General features: G+C 36.2%; 15 protein-coding genes. 11 read left to right on the forward strand and 4 right to left on the reverse strand.

What is annotated here, in order from left to right:
* The first annotated feature begins 151 nt into the window (after positions 1-151).
* From BGI23_RS04045 to BGI23_RS04090, 10 genes are all read left to right on the forward strand, one after another.
* Positions 152-1429, forward strand: coding sequence for a neutral/alkaline non-lysosomal ceramidase N-terminal domain-containing protein (locus BGI23_RS04045; RefSeq protein ID WP_070805276.1), 1278 nt, complete (start codon positions 152-154; stop codon positions 1427-1429).
* Positions 1430-1578: 149 nt separating this feature from the next.
* Entirely contained in the window at positions 1579-3243 is a 1665-nt protein-coding gene (gene cdr, locus BGI23_RS04050) for a CoA-disulfide reductase (protein WP_070805277.1), read from the forward strand.
* Between the two features lie 185 nt (positions 3244-3428).
* Positions 3429-3692, forward strand: coding sequence for a metal-sensitive transcriptional regulator (locus BGI23_RS04055; RefSeq protein ID WP_000456204.1), 264 nt, complete (start codon positions 3429-3431; stop codon positions 3690-3692).
* An 88-nt stretch (positions 3693-3780) separates the two neighbouring features.
* Positions 3781-4341 (forward strand): sulfurtransferase TusA family protein, encoded by a 561-nt coding sequence (locus BGI23_RS04060; protein ID WP_070805278.1) that lies wholly within the window; start codon positions 3781-3783, stop codon positions 4339-4341.
* A 38-nt stretch (positions 4342-4379) separates the two neighbouring features.
* The gene (locus tag BGI23_RS04065) at positions 4380-5510 is read left to right on the forward strand and encodes an MBL fold metallo-hydrolase (protein WP_070805279.1); all 1131 of its coding nucleotides are present in this window, start codon (positions 4380-4382) and stop codon (positions 5508-5510) included.
* A gap of 47 nt (positions 5511-5557) precedes the next feature.
* The gene (locus BGI23_RS04070) at positions 5558-5788 is read left to right on the forward strand and encodes a sulfurtransferase TusA family protein (RefSeq protein WP_002035794.1); all 231 of its coding nucleotides are present in this window, start codon (positions 5558-5560) and stop codon (positions 5786-5788) included.
* A 30-nt stretch (positions 5789-5818) separates the two neighbouring features.
* Positions 5819-6178 (forward strand): rhodanese-like domain-containing protein, encoded by a 360-nt coding sequence (locus BGI23_RS04075; protein ID WP_001092321.1) that lies wholly within the window; start codon positions 5819-5821, stop codon positions 6176-6178.
* A 14-nt stretch (positions 6179-6192) separates the two neighbouring features.
* Positions 6193-6489 carry a rhodanese-like domain-containing protein gene (locus BGI23_RS04080; RefSeq protein WP_044790960.1) on the forward strand — a complete coding sequence of 99 codons (297 nt, stop codon included), beginning with the start codon at positions 6193-6195 and terminating at the stop codon, positions 6487-6489.
* Between the two features lie 61 nt (positions 6490-6550).
* Positions 6551-7030: a DsrE/DsrF/DrsH-like family protein gene (locus BGI23_RS04085; RefSeq protein ID WP_000437728.1), complete on the forward strand. Its 480-nt coding sequence runs from the start codon at positions 6551-6553 to the stop codon at positions 7028-7030.
* A gap of 33 nt (positions 7031-7063) precedes the next feature.
* Positions 7064-7828, forward strand: a complete 765-nt coding sequence (locus tag BGI23_RS04090) for a sulfite exporter TauE/SafE family protein (protein WP_070805280.1) — start codon at positions 7064-7066, stop codon at positions 7826-7828.
* 186 nt (positions 7829-8014) lie between these two features.
* On the opposite strand, the gene BGI23_RS04095 is transcribed toward BGI23_RS04090, so the two are convergent.
* Both BGI23_RS04095 and BGI23_RS04100 read right to left on the reverse strand, forming a co-directional pair.
* Positions 8015-8455, reverse strand: coding sequence for a hypothetical protein (locus BGI23_RS04095; protein ID WP_044790707.1), 441 nt, complete (start codon positions 8453-8455; stop codon positions 8015-8017).
* Positions 8456-8603: 148 nt separating this feature from the next.
* Positions 8604-9806 (reverse strand): LCP family protein, encoded by a 1203-nt coding sequence (locus BGI23_RS04100; RefSeq protein ID WP_070805281.1) that lies wholly within the window; start codon positions 9804-9806, stop codon positions 8604-8606.
* Positions 9807-10120: 314 nt separating this feature from the next.
* Here BGI23_RS04100 and BGI23_RS04105 point away from each other — a divergent pair, with 314 nt between their 5' ends.
* Positions 10121-11119, forward strand: coding sequence for a YhdH/YhfP family quinone oxidoreductase (locus BGI23_RS04105; protein WP_070805282.1), 999 nt, complete (start codon positions 10121-10123; stop codon positions 11117-11119).
* 35 nt (positions 11120-11154) lie between these two features.
* Here BGI23_RS04105 and BGI23_RS04110 read toward each other — a convergent pair whose 3' ends face one another.
* Entirely contained in the window at positions 11155-12810 is a 1656-nt protein-coding gene (locus BGI23_RS04110) for a Na/Pi cotransporter family protein (RefSeq protein ID WP_070805283.1), read from the reverse strand.
* A 331-nt stretch (positions 12811-13141) separates the two neighbouring features.
* Positions 13142-14344, reverse strand: a complete 1203-nt coding sequence (locus BGI23_RS04115) for an MFS transporter (protein WP_070805284.1) — start codon at positions 14342-14344, stop codon at positions 13142-13144.
* Between the last annotated feature and the right edge of the window lie 104 nt (positions 14345-14448).

Raw genomic sequence — 14448 nt, forward strand, 5'->3', positions numbered from 1 at the left:
AAGATTCCAGAGTGTTGGGAACCCTAAAGGGTTTCCCAACACTCTGAAAGAACGGACATAGAATGCTATGTCCGTTCTTTTTTATTTGGAACACAGTCAAATATGCTATTCTTGAAAAAAGGGAGTTATATAGAGAAATGGAGCGATTCAAATGAGCAAAGTAGGGGTATGCAAGGTGGATATTACGCCGCCTATAGGTATTGATTTTGTCGGATATCATAGAGAGACAGGAATAAATAATATTGAAGAGCGTATTTATGGGACAGTTTTTGTATTTGAAAAAGATGAAATGAAAACTGTGTTTATAAGTATCGATAATATTGGGATGTTAGTAGAAGATACGAATATGATTCGTAAGCGAGTAGCAAGTAGGCTTCATGTGCCATTTGAGCGAATAACGGTTGTTTATACTCATACGCATTCCGGTCCAGAGACAGTCGGTGATGATCCGCTAGTGCAGTCGTATAAAATGATTTTAGTAAATAATGTAGTACATGGTGCTGTTACTGCAAATAACAATTTAAAGCGATGCGAAGTTGGATGGGGTGTTACGACAGGTGATATCGGTGTAAAACGACGAGAGAGAACATCTGATGGAAGAGCAAAGATGGGAACAAATATTGAGGGTGTTGTAGATAAACGAATTGGCATGTTGGGAATAAGAAATGCTGAAACGAAGGAGCTATCTGGTATTATAGTATTTTGTACGGCGCATCCGAATGTTTTAAAAGGTGATAGTGATGCATTATCAGCAGATTATCCGGGGATGACAAGAGAGATTCTTGAGAAGACCGTAAATTGTCCTGTTATGATTGTGCAAGGTGCTGCTGGTAATGTGAATGCGAAGTATCGAGGTTCAAGGGAAGCAGTAAGGCAAATGGCTTACACACTTAGTGGACATGTATTAACGATGTTACCGACAGTTACATATAGCCCAATTGTAAATGTAAGAACGATTTCGAGTATGGTGCAAATGAAGTTGAAGAATATCCCTGAAATTGATGAGATACGAAGCATGGCTTGGTTAGCTGAGAAGCAGTGGGGCGTGAATACGGATGAATGGCTTACTATAGTTTTAGAGAAATATAAGCAAGGTATTCGGCAGTTACGTATTGATTTAGAAGTGCAACTTTTTCAAATTAATGATGGTATATTCTCTGGTATACCGATGGAACCTTTTTCAGAGACTGCGTTAGAAATGAAAGAGAGTCTTCAAAATGAACTAGCTTTCTTTGGTGGATATACGAACGGATATATTGGTTACTTACCAACGAAAGAAGAATTCGCATATGGTGGATATGAAGTGGAATTAAGCCCTGTAGTGTATGGACCGGTTACGAATTTATTGATGCCACCGAAAGAGAATACAGCAGATGTAATCGTACAGAAAGTTATAGAACTATACGCAAAAGAACTTGGAGAGATCTAGGTTCTTTGTTTATTTGTTTCAAATTTGTGAAAGAAAGTCATATGGATTGAAATTCAATTTTTTATAATTTATCATATACCCATACAGGTATAGGTTTTATATATGATATATGAGGGAATTAAATAATAAATAGTATGGAGGTTTGAAATATGTCTAGAAAAATTGTAGTAGTAGGTGGAGTTGCCGGCGGGGCATCAGTAGCTGCAAGGCTTCGTCGTTTAAGTGAAGAGGATGAAATTATTATGGTTGAACGCGGTGAATACATTTCATTCGCAAACTGTGGATTGCCATATTATATTGGCGGTGTCATTACAGAAAGACAAAAATTATTAGTACAAACTGTTGAACAGATGTCTAAGCGTTTTAATTTAGATATACGTGTATTGAGTGAAGTGGTAAAGATTAATAAAGAAGAGAAAACAATTACGATAAAGAATGTAACGACAAATGAAACATATAACGAGGAATATGATGTGTTAATTCTTTCACCAGGGGCGAAACCAATTGTTCCACCTATTCCGGGCATTGAAGAAGCGAAGGCGTTGTTTACGTTACGAAATGTACCTGATACAGATCGTATTAAAGCGTATATTGATGAGAAGAAACCACGTCATGCGACGGTTATTGGTGGCGGATTTATTGGAGTGGAAATGGTTGAGAATTTAAGAGAACGCGGGATTGAGGTTACTCTTGTAGAGATGGCGAATCAAGTGATGCCACCAATCGATTATGAAATGGCAGCATATGTGCATGAACATATGAAAAATCACGATGTTGAGCTTGTTTTTGAAGATGGTGTAGATGCATTAGAAGAGAGCGGGACTGTTGTACGTTTAAAAAGTGGTTCAATTATAGAGACAGATATGATTATTTTAGCAATTGGTGTACAACCAGAGAGTAGTTTAGCGAAGGATGCAGGATTAGCATTAGGAGTTAGAGGGACGATAAAAGTAAATGAGAAATTTCAAACATCGGATCCACATGTATATGCAATTGGTGATGCGATTGAAGTGAAAGATTTTGTTACAGAAACAGAAACGATGATTCCTTTAGCGTGGCCAGCTAATCGTCAAGGTCGCATGTTAGCAGATATTATTTATGGTCATACAGATTCTGTATATAAAGGTACACTGGGAACTTCTGTAGCTAAAGTTTTTGATTTAACAGTTGCTGCGACGGGCGTAAATGAGAAAATATTAAAACGATTAAATATACCCTATGAGGTAGTTCATGTGCAGGCAAATTCTCATGCTGGATATTATCCGAATGCTACGCCAGTACTAATAAAGTTAATTTTTAATAAAGAAAGCGGAAAAATTTATGGAGCACAGGCGTTAGGACGTGACGGTGTAGATAAGCGTATGGATGTTATCGCAACGGCAATGAAGGCAAACTTAACTGTAATCGATTTGCCGGATTTAGAATTATCATATGCCCCGCCATATTCTTCTGCAAAAGATCCAGTAAACATGGTAGGGTATGCGGCAAGTAATATAGTAGATGGTTTTGTGGAAACAGTCCAATGGCATGAAATAGATCATATTGTTGAAAATGGTGGATATCTTATTGATGTTCGAGAGCCTAATGAACTAAAACAAGGAATGATTAAAGGTTCTATTAATATCCCCTTAGATGAATTACGTGATCGTTTGGATGAGGTGCCGGTAGATAAAGAAATATATATTACTTGTCAACTTGGTATGAGAGGGTATGTAGCAGCACGCATGTTAATGGAAAAAGGGTATAAGGTAAAGAATGTAGATGGTGGTTTTAAATTGTATGGAACGGTAGTATCAGAACGTGTTGTATATTGATATTTTTTCATCTTCCACTTTAAAATTTGGTGGAAGATGAAAGCCTATAGATTAAGGTTTCGCTTTGTATTTTGTGAATGTATAAGGTAAAAATTAAAAATACGGGTTTACAAAATACCCTGTAGGGTATAATATATTGTCATAGGTTATAAATAGTGACATAATGGTAATGAGGTGATTATACAATGGAATACAATCAAGATATGAAAAATAGATTAAAACGTATTGAAGGCCAAGTTCGTGGTGTGCTTCGTATGATGGAAGAAGGAAAAGATTGCCGAGAGGTTATTACACAGTTAACGGCATCTCGTTCTGCACTTGATCGTACAATTGGACTTGTTGTTGGAACAAATCTAGAGCAATGTTTACGTGAGCAGTTTGAAAAAGGTAACGGTTCAAATGAAGAGTTAATTAAAGAAGCTGTTCAATTACTTGTAAAAAGCCGATAATCTGTCAAACGTAAGAGTTGACAGATTTTCAAAAACATTTTAATATACCCCTACAGGTATATGTATATAAATTGTGGAGGAATCGACTATGAGTATAAAAGTGGATATGAGTTTAGATTGTAAAGGTTTGGCTTGTCCGATGCCGATTGTGAAAACGAAGAAGGCGATAGAAGGAGTGGCATCAGGACAAGTGATTGAAATTAAGGCAACAGATAAAGGGTCTACAGTAGACATACAAAGCTGGGCGAATAAAGTAGGGCATCAATATATCGGGACGAAACAAGAGGGCGATGTTTTGATGCATTACGTTAGGAAAGCGCATGAGCATGAAGTGAATGAAGTAGCAAAGTATCCTCATACAATTACGAATGAAGAGTTGGAAGAGATATTATTAAGTGATGAAGAGTGTATTGTATTAGATGTTCGAGAAGCGGCGGAATTCGCCTTTGGTCATATTCCATCGGCTGTTTCCGTGCCGTTAGGAGAGTTAGACAGTGCAGCTTTAGATCAGACGAAGCAAATTTATGTTGTTTGCCGAACTGGTAACCGTAGTGATGTAGCTTGCCACATGTTGAAAGAGAAAGGTTATGTAAATGTGAAGAATGTCATTCCAGGCATGTTAGAGTGGCAAGGGAATATAAAGAATTAAAATTTTTTAAATAAAAATATACCTATGGGGGTAATTAAATGGATGTTAAACCGTTACAAGCAAAAGATGTTGCAGAGAAAGTTTTATTCGGAGAGTTGTTTATTTTAGATGTTCGTAATGAGACGGATTATGAAGATTGGAAAATTGAAGGGAAACAAATCTCATCTATAAATAAACCGTATTTTGATTTGTTAGATGGTGTAGATCATATTGTAAGTGAATTACCTAAAGATAAAGATGTTTTAGTAGTATGCGCAAAAGAAGGGTCTTCTATATTTGTGGCAGAGCAATTAACAGAGGCTGGATTAGAAAATATTTATTATTTAGCTGGTGGTATGAAGGCATGGAGTGAATATGTAAAGCCTGTAAAAGTTGGAGATTTAAAAAATGGCGGAAGTATGTATCAGTTTAACCGTCTTGGAAAAGGCTGTTTATCTTATATGGTCGTTTCAAACGGTGAAGCAGCAGTTATTGATGCAGTAAGAACAGTTGAAGCGTATGAAGAATTTGCGAAAGAGCATGCTGTTACGATTACGAATGTAATGGATACACATTTACATGCAGACCATATTTCTGGAGGACGTAAGTTAGCGGAAAAAGTAGGTGGTACGTATTGGTTACCGCCAAAAGATGCGGAGGAAGTTGTTTTCTCATACGAACCGCTTGTTGAAGGATCTGTTATTACGGTGGGGGGTACTAAAATTGAAATTGACGCATTATACTCACCAGGGCATACGATTGGAAGTACGTCATTTATTGTAGATGATTCCTATTTATTATCAGGCGATATTTTATTTGTAGATTCCATCGGGCGTCCAGATCTTGCTGGGAAAGCTGAAGATTGGGTAAGTGATTTACGTAATACTTTGTATAGCCGATATAAAGAACTATCTCAAAGTTTAATTGTGTTACCGGCTCATTATTCAAAAATAAGTGAAATGGACGAAAGTGGTATTGTTAGTGCAAAATTAAAAGATTTATTTGAGCATAATGCAGGTTTAAATATTGAGGATGAGGGAGAGTTCCGTAAAGTTGTAACAGAGAATTTACCACCTCAACCGAATGCATATGAAGAAATCCGTCAAACGAATATGGGTAAAATTCACCCGAGTTTGGATGAAGAGCGTGAAATGGAGATTGGTCCAAATCGTTGTGCAGTTCACAAATAAATAAATAAATAAATAAATAAACGAATGAATGAAAAATGGAGGAATAGATGATGAATGTAAAACAAGTATTAGATGCAAAAGATTTAGCATGTCCAATGCCGATTGTAAGAACGAAGAGAGCGATGGATACTTTGCAAACTGGAGAAGTGTTAGAAGTACAGGTAACTGATAAAGGGTCAGTTAAGGATATTCCAGCTTGGGCAAATAAAAGTGGCCATGACATCGTAAAGCATGAAGAGGAAGGCGATGTGCTGAAGTTTTGGATTAAGAAGGCATAGTATTTTTATAAATGTAGAGAGGTTGATTATATGAACACAATATTAAGTACGCTTTTCATTGTACTTGCTGCATGGTTTGTTATTTCACGCTTTTTACCTGTGAAAGGTGTTCAAAATATAAACGGAAAAGAATTAAAAAGTATAGTAGGAAAACAGGGAAAGTACTTTATCGATGTTCGTACAGTAGGTGAATATAGAGGAAATCATATGAAAGGATTTCAAAATATCCCGCTAAATGACTTAGCGAGTAAGACAAATCAATTAGATAAGAATAGGGAAGTAATCGTTATTTGTCAGAGTGGAATGAGAAGTAAACAAGCAGCGAAAATGTTAAAAAAATTAGGATTTCAGCACGTTATCAATGTTTCAGGCGGAATGAATGGTTTGTGAGGAGGAAATGTAAAATGAAAGAAATGACAGCAAAAGAATTAGAAGAAAAATTGGTACGTAAAGAAGCAGTAAATATCGTAGATGTACGTGAAGTAGAAGAAGTAGCTGAAGGGAAAATTCCAGAAGCGTGTAATATTCCACTAGGACTATTGGAGTTTCGTATGCATGAGTTGGATAAAAAGAAAGAGTATATTATCGTTTGTCGTTCTGGCGGAAGAAGTGCAAGAGCAGTTGAGTTTTTAGAAAGTTACGGTTTTCAAGTGATCAATATGGTAGGTGGTATGTTAGCTTGGGAAGGTAAAGTAGAATAGGGCGAAATGCTTTTTTTATAAAAATTAGAATACCCCTATAGGTAATTGAAGGGAGAACAACATGGAACAACAAAAGAAAACAACAATCGTTTTGTTTAGCGGAGATTATGATAAAGCGATGGCTGCTTATATTATTGCAAATGGTGCAGCTGCTTATGATCAAGAGGTAACGATTTTTCATACTTTCTGGGGATTAAATGCTTTAAGAAAAGATGAACATGTAAAGGTAAAGAAAACTTTCATCGAAAAAGTGTTTGGAAAAATGATGCCACGTGGCGCTGATAAGATGGGATTATCTAAAATGAATTTTGCTGGTATGGGACCAAAGATGATTAAAGGTATTATGAAAAAACATAATGCGATGCCGTTACCAGATTTAATAGATTTGGCGAAAGAACAGGGGATTAAACTTGTCGCTTGTCAAATGACAGTAGATTTATTAGGGTTAAAAGAGGAAGAGATTATGGAAGGGGTAGAGTTTGCAGGAGTAGGAGCATATTTAGCAGATGCTTCGGATGGGAATGTGAACTTATTCATTTAATTCATCTTCTTTCTAGAAGGGAGGGGATGTAAGATGAGCTTAGTCGTATTACTTTTTATAATTGGGTTTATAGGATCGTTTATATCAGGAATGGTTGGAATTGGCGGTGCGATTATTAATTATCCGATGATCTTATACATTCCGGTATTGCTAGGATTTACTGGCTATACTGCACATGAAGTGAGTGGTATTACAGCGGTGCAAGTATTCTTTGCAACTTTTGCAGGGGCATGGGCCTATCGGAAAAGTAATGATATGGATAAAACGCTAGTTGTATATATGGGAGCTAGTATATTAATAGGAAGTTTTATAGGTAGTTTTGGTGCTAACGTATTAGCGGAACATACGGTCAATGTTGTTTATGCAACGTTAGCAACAATAGCTGCTATTATGATGTTCGTACCGAAACGAAATAATGGTGATGAAGTAAAATATAATAAATGGTTAGCAAGTTTGTTAGCATTTATTGTAGGAGGCGCATCAGGTATTATAGGTGCTGGAGGTTCGTTCCTGTTAGTTCCGATTATGCTAGTTATTTTAAAATTGCCGATACGTACAACGATAGCAACATCTATCGCTATTACGTTTATTTCCTCAGTAGGGATTACGACTGGAAAAGTAATAACTGGACAAGTAGTTGTAATTCCAGCTCTTATTATTGCGATTGCAAGTATCTTTGCTGCGCCGCTTGGAGCGCGAGTTGGGAAGAAGATCAATCAAAAAGCACTGCAATATATGTTATCGATTTTGATTGTAGGTACAGCTATTAAGATGTGGATTGATATGATATCGAAATAAAAGGATGGCGCTGCTTGCAGCCCATCCTTTTATTTATCCCGCATTAACGGGCAGTAAGACCCCACACCTCAAAATTCAGCGGAAGCAAAGAAGTTAGGTGGGGGATCAACTGCCCGTAAAAGCCCGATTGGTTCAACTAATAATCAGTGGGGGATGAACAAAACCCCCACTGATTAAAGTTTCACTTTATGCCCAAATCACTTTCATTAAATTTTTATATTCGTCATTAGCTAATTTATATAGCATTCTCGTATGTTCAAATACAAGTGCTGGATTAAAGTTTGGTTCTGAGAATGCAAGAGATGTTGAAATGTCAATTGCATTTTGCTTGTTTAATGTGAATTTTGCAAATCGGTAAGATGTGTTTAATTCATTGATAACGTGCAAAATGTCATTTGTTGCTGTTGCATCCGGTACGTGAGCAACATTGAAGCAGTATATATCTACAGTAGGATGTTCGTTTTGGAAAGCAGCGATCAGTTGAATTTTTGCGCCAGCTTCTGTCTCTAATCCTACTGAAAAGTGAACAGAGCCATCATTTTCATCTATATTTTCTTCCATGTATATATCGTTTGACTTTAAGTAGTCTCTAAAATCTGAGATGTTATGTTTTACTGCAGCTTTCATATGTATGAGCCCCCTGATAATTGGAATAGATTGCTACTATTTATTATAATTTAAAAATATTAAAAAAGATAGTTAGAAAGTTCTGATTTTTAATTATGAAGCAATAAAAAGAAGCAGTACTCTACCTCCATAGAGAACTGCTTCTTTTTTATTCATTGTCGTTAGACGATGTTTCTGTGTCTTCATTGCTATTTTTATTTTTTATTTCATTGTTACTTGATTCTCGTTCACTTGAATTTTCAGATTTAGATTCTTTTGTTTTCTCTGTATTTGTTTTCTTCGAATCAGAGTCTGTTTTTGTATATGCAGGTAATCCGAGATGAGAACGAAGATCGTTTGTAACTTTTGCTAATTCTTTTTTATCTGGATTGTAGTAATACGTTCGGCCGCCACCAGCGGATTTGCTACATGTATCGTCACCTTTTTCCATATAGCAGTCGTCACCTTGAATTTGTAATTTCTCGATTTCTGAATCCGATCCGTACTTATAGAATGAAAGCATATCATCAAATGTTAAGTTTGTAACGAATTGTCCGTTAATATCATCAATGATGTTGCCAACTTTTGTTACAGAACCAACACTTGTTAGTTTCTTTAAAATAGCCTCGATAACGAGTTGTTGACGTTGTCCACGCATTGCATCACTATCGATGTGTCTTGTTCTAGCAAGAGCAAGAGCTTCTTCGCCATTTAACTTTTGAACACCTTTTTCTAGGTGAATTGCCTCTGCATTATCATTGCTATCTTGCTCAGTAAATTCGACTGGTACATCAACTTCAATACCGCCCAAGTCATCGACGATTTTTATAAATGATTTAAAGTTAAATTTCACAAAATAATCGACAGGAACATTCATTAATTTTTCAACTGCATCAATGCTTGCTTGTGGTCCACCATTTTTTCCGTTTTTAGCAGAACCGAATGCATGAGCGTGTGTAATTTTATCTTTTTTCTTTTCTATTGGAATATAAGTATATGTGTCACGTGGGATACTTAATAGTTTAACAGTTTTGCTATCTTTATTAAACGTTGCAAGCAACAGCGCATCTGTTCTTATAGCGCCACCATATTCTTTTCCCCGGACATCACTTTCATCAACACCCATTATTAAAACAGAGACATTGTTCGTAATAGGTTTAACAGCTTTATCACGTAAATCAGATTTATCACCGCGCGCTAAATCATGTGCGGCATTTCGAACAGCAGAAGATGCTTTATTTACTAAAAACCAAGTATAACCGCCACCTACTATTAAAAAGAATAGTATAACGCTTATAATAATTTTTATTTTTTTCTTACTTTTTTTCGGTTTACTGCGTGTATTTTCTTGCAAAGATGGGTTTTGCTCCATTTCCTGTACTCCTTCATTTGGATTGAAATACGACACTCATATCCACTTATTATAATGAAATTTAGCGAAAAAAAACATTACAAATCATTTACATTTCGTAAAAATTCAATTTATTTATAAAAAGTCAGATTTTATATATTTTATTTTTTAGATGTAGAATAAGTATAAGGTTTTTTAGTAGAAATGAAAATATGTATTATGAGAAAGTAATAGAGAAGTAAGATTTGTTGAAATATAGCCAAGAAGAAATGAGTAGGTTTACTTGTTTCTTCTATATAATAAAGAAGAATTTGACGGATAAAGGAGAGAACATAATGAATCATACATCATTCCGAGCAATCGTTGTGAACGAAACAGAAAATAAGCAGTTTGTAAGAAACGTTGTCGAGAGAGAAGTAAGTAGTTTACCTGAGGGGGACGTATTAATACGGGTTCATTATTCTTCGTTAAATTATAAAGATGCGCTTTCAGCTACTGGTAATAAAGGTGTTACGAGAACATATCCTCATACGCCAGGTATTGATGCGGCAGGGGAAGTTGTGAGTAGTGAAGATGCTACTATTAAGGTAGGAGATCAAGTCATTGTAACGGGATATGATTTAGGGATGAATACTTCTGGTGGTTTCGGAGAATATATTCGCGTGCCCGCATCTTGGATTGTCCCTTTACCAGAGGGAATGTCATTAAAGGAAAGTATGATGTACGGAACAGCAGGTTTTACAGCGGCTTTATCAGTATATAAGCTTATGAGAGCAGGTATAACCCCTAGTATGGGGAATGTTTTAGTAACGGGTGCTACAGGCGGCGTAGGGAGTGTAGCTGTAAGCATTTTAAGTAAGTTAGGGTTTAACGTAGTAGGAGCGACAGGGAAAATGGAAGAGGAACAGATGCTACTACGTCTAGGAGCGAAAAAAGTGATTCATCGCGCGGAATTGAATGATGAATCAGGAAGACCGATGTTAAAAGGGATATACGCCGGAGTTATCGATACTGTAGGTGGACATATGTTAGAAACAGCTTTAAAAATAGTGAGGTATGGTGGTTGTGTAACGACATGTGGTAATGTGGCAGGCCAGGAATTACAAACAACGGTATATCCGTTTATTTTGCGAGGCATAAGCCTTTTAGGGGTAGATTCTGTGCAATGCCCAGTAGATGTGAGAAGTGATGTGTGGACGCTCTTAGCAAATGAATGGAGAAATAAAGAGTTACGATCTTATACAGAAGAATGTACATTAGAAGAAGTAGAGGAGAAGTTTACACTTATATTGCAAGGAAAGTTAAAGGGAAGAACTGTTGTAAATATGAAATAAGAAAAGAGACGCTTACATTAGCGTCTCTTTTCTTATTATAATGATTGTTTTAAATTGACTTTACCTTGTTCACCTAAAACACCATCAGCAATATTTACAGCGTGATCACCGATACGCTCTAAGTTACTTACCATATCAACGAAGATGATACTTGCATCACCTGAACAGCTACGTTCGTTTAGACGTAATACGTGACGTTTACGGAGAACACGTTCCATTTGGTCGATTTTACGTTCTTTTGCAATAACTGTTTGAGCTAGTTCAGTGTCGAAGTTAGTTAAAGCATTGATTGCATCTTGTAATGTTGAAATTGTTAACTCAAGCATTTCATTTAGTTCAGCTAGTGCTTCGCCTGATAGTGAAACGCGGTTTGAAATTTGAAAATCTACAAGTTCTACAAGATTTTCTACATGATCACCGACACGTTCAATATCTCCGACAACACCTGCTAAAACGGAATGTTTTTCAGAATCCGTAGGTGAAAGTGGCTTTTCTGATAGTAAAACTAAATACTCGGTAATTTTTTTATCTAAATTGTTAATAGCTCCTTCTAATTGAGTAGCCATATCAGCATGTTTTTTATCTTGTGTGTTTAAAAATTGATTTGCTTCTTTTAGTCCATCTAATGAAAACTCAGCCATACGGATGATTTCTTTTTGAGCTTCTGTTAAAGCAATGGCTGGAGATTGTTCAATAAAGATTGGATTTAAATGTTGCGGTTTGAAGTTAATAGATGAATCTTCACCACGGATGATTTTTGTTACAATCCAGGCTAATACTGCAATGAATGGGAACTGAATGATTGTATTCGTTACGTTAAACGTTCCGTGTGCAAATGCAATTGTCATTTCTGGATTTAAGTTTAATGACGTTTGGAAATACTGAATTAAACTTGTAAAAGGTATTAATAAAATCGTAAAGATAATTGTACCAACGATATTAAAGATAACGTGAACTAATGCAGCACGTCTTGCGGCAATTGAAGTACCGATTGCAGCTAATACAGCTGTAATTGTTGTACCTATGTTATCACCGAACAATACAGGAAGCGAAGCTTTTAAATCAATTGCGCCTTGACCGAATAGTTCTTGTAAAATACCGATTGTTGCGCTTGAACTTTGTACAATTAAAGTGAAAACTGTACCGACCACAATACCTAAAATGGGATTATCACTCATGCTAATCATTAATTCTTGGAATGATTCTAAAGAGCGAAGAGGCTTCATACCTGTGCTCATTAATTCTAAACCGAAGAATAACATACCAAAACCGAATATAACTTGTCCGAAAGAATGTACTTTTTTATTTTTAAAGAAGAATAGTAAGATAGCTCCAACTGCCATAATTGGAAGTGCGTATTCTCCGATTTTAATTCCGATAATAAATGCAGTAACTGTCGTTCCGATGTTTGCACCCATAATAACACCGATTGCTTGTCTTAATGTCATAAATCCGGCACTTACAAGTCCGACTGTTAAAGCGGTTGTTCCTGAACTTGATTGGATTAATACAGTAACTAACATACCCGCTAGTACACCCATAAGTGGGTTTGTTGTAAAGCGATCTAAAATATCGCGAAGACGATCTCCAGCAGCTTGTTGCAGTCCATCGCCCATGTATTTAATCCCGAATAAGAAAATACCTAATCCACCAATGAACTGGAAGATCATATCTTGAATATTGTATTCCACGCATTCCACTCCTTAAATTTCATGTACGATGTAATTATTAACTAAACCTTGAGGCACTGTAAACGGTTTGTCAGTAAAATTTACACTAAATTTACAAAGGGAAGAAAAGTTTACAATTCTTTAAAGAAACAGCTGGATTTAATTGGTTTAACCCCTATATAGACAGTGTTTTTGTAAAGAAATCACATTTTTTAGAATAGTGTTGTTCATTTGAATATGAAGGAAAGCGTCTACGAGTTCATCGTATATTTTTTGACGAAAGTTAAAAAAATATGTAGGGAAATGCATGTAGTTTTATAACATCAAAAATACGATAAAAAAGCTACTGAAATTATCCAGCAGCTTTTTCTCTGTTTTTATCTCCATGCTTTTGTTTCCTTACACTTGTAATGTAAATGAACAGGAAAGCAATAAGTAGTAGAGAGGAATAACGATATACAGTTGCGTAGTTTGTAAAATGTGCAATGAATCCAAAAATAATCGCGCCAGCACCAATTCCAAGGTCAAATGCTGAGAAGAATGTAGCTGTTGCGACTCCTCGTCGGTGCGGTGCTACTCGGTCAATCATCCACGCTTGTAGTGCAGGTTGAATCGCTCCGAAACCACTTCCGTAGCATGCTGCTGCAATAATTAAGCTTGGAATGGTAGTTGTATACGACAATAAAATAATCCCTGTAAACGTAATAATAACTCCTGGAATAATTACGAAGGAATGACCTTTCGCATCATATAACTTTCCGGAAAATGGACGAGTAACAGCGATTGCAAGTGCATTAAATAAGAAGAAGAGGCTTATATCAGCAATGCCGACTTCCGTAGCAAATAACGTAATAAAGCTTCCGATTCCCCCGTACATTAATGTAATACATAATATTAATAATGAAGGAAGTAAAGCTTTACGTTCAATAAATCCATCAAGGAAGGTACCAGATGTTTGCTGTGGTGATTGCGGCGATTTTTTGATTTGAAGTAGTTTCGTTAATATTAATGAAACAATTGTACAGGAAAGTGCACATAAAAAAAGAATCGTGAAGTTATATGTTTGCATAAGCCAAAGTCCGATAAGTGGACCGAGCGCCATTGCAATCGTTCCAGAAAGACCGAAATATCCCATGCCTTCACCGCGGCGAGCTTGCGGAATTAAATCTGAAACGACAGTTCCATATGTAGTCGTTGTAATACCAAAACCAGCTCCGTGTAAAATTCGAACGGCAAGCAATAGGAAAACAGTTGAAGCGAAAAGATAACTACCCATAGCGAGTAAACAAATAGCAGTACCGATCATTAAAATGATTTTTTTGCTGAATTTTTGCAAGGCATTTCCAGTTAGCGGTCTAACAAAAAGTGCCGCAACAGTAAACATACCGACAACAAATCCAATATTGGAACTTGTACCTCCAATTTCTTTCACATAAACAGGTAAAGTCGGAATTAACATTTGAAATCCTAAAAACATACATAAGTTTGCTAGAATTAGCGCAACAAATTCTTTCGTCCATAACGGTTCTCGTTTTACGAGTATTGCTTCTCCCATATATTCATCCCCTATATAAAAATTTCTCTTTTCTTTCGAGTATATGTATTGGCCAATGAAACAGTCAAGGAAGGTGCCTTGAAAACGTACAACAATTTTCGAGG

The sequence above is a fragment of the Bacillus sp. ABP14 genome (assembly GCF_001831375.1).
GTDB classification, from domain to species: domain Bacteria; phylum Bacillota; class Bacilli; order Bacillales; family Bacillaceae_G; genus Bacillus_A; species Bacillus_A paranthracis.